Genomic DNA, 816 nt, shown 5'->3' on the forward strand with positions numbered 1-816 from the left:
TGTCAGTGAGCGCTCCCAGGTGGTGACCTCCGCCCGTGTGCCGAACTCCAGCGGATTGGCCATGGCGAAGCCGCTGTAGACCTGATGGGCCTTGAGCTGATCGATGGTCTTGAGGACGAAACGCCGCCAGGCCTCGCGGTTGTCCAGCCACCATTGCCAGCGGTAGTAGAAGACGATTGAGGAATATGCCGTTTTCCTGTCGCCGCCTTTAAACCAGCCGCGCCAGAAGTAGCCCGCAGTTGCAGGTGAAGAGGCGTGGTTTTGTTCGTCGGTGAAGGAAAAAACAAAGTAGTTGTGCTCAGAGGCTTCCCTGGCCTGCTGGCGCAGATCCGGACGGCGTTCGGGGTAGCGATGGGGGCGGCTGGCGTGCTCGTGCATCGCCATGGTGTAGGGATGCCCGGCCAATTGCTCAAAGGCTTCGTGGATATCCACCAGGAGCAAGGCCGCTTCAAGGTGGTTATCTGGGCTGGGGGGAAAGTAAAAGCTCACGAAAGGGCTGACGCCGTGTCTGGCTTCTTCCGTACCCCAATTTGAGTTAGGCCACTCCTTGAGTCCCTCAATAAACTCATCGAGCTCTTCCTCATCAAACATTTCATGGGTGGTGCTCATGCTCAATTCCTTCCGATTGTCCCTTTGACGGTGGGTTTTTTCTTGTTATCCGTTTCAAAGCCGATGCAGTCCTCTGGCACCCGCAGCAGTGCCACTTTTTCCTTACCGATCTTTTGTGGATTGATCCCTGTTTTTGGCGTCATGAGGTCCACGTAATTTTTCATCTGGCTGGGATTTGCCCAATCCTGTGGAAACTTGATCTCCACC

At 55.4% G+C, this 816-nt stretch carries 2 pseudogenes; both read right to left on the minus strand.

Annotated features, from left to right (window positions below):
• Nucleotides 1-609: pseudogene (locus H7995_RS28130) on the minus strand (type VI immunity family protein); the annotation flags it as partial.
• A 2-nt stretch (nucleotides 610-611) separates the two neighbouring features.
• Nucleotides 612-816: pseudogene (locus tag H7995_RS28135) on the minus strand (VRR-NUC domain-containing protein); the annotation flags it as partial.

Source organism: Pseudomonas kielensis, assembly GCF_014236655.1.
GTDB classification, from domain to species: Bacteria; Pseudomonadota; Gammaproteobacteria; order Pseudomonadales; family Pseudomonadaceae; genus Aquipseudomonas; species Aquipseudomonas kielensis.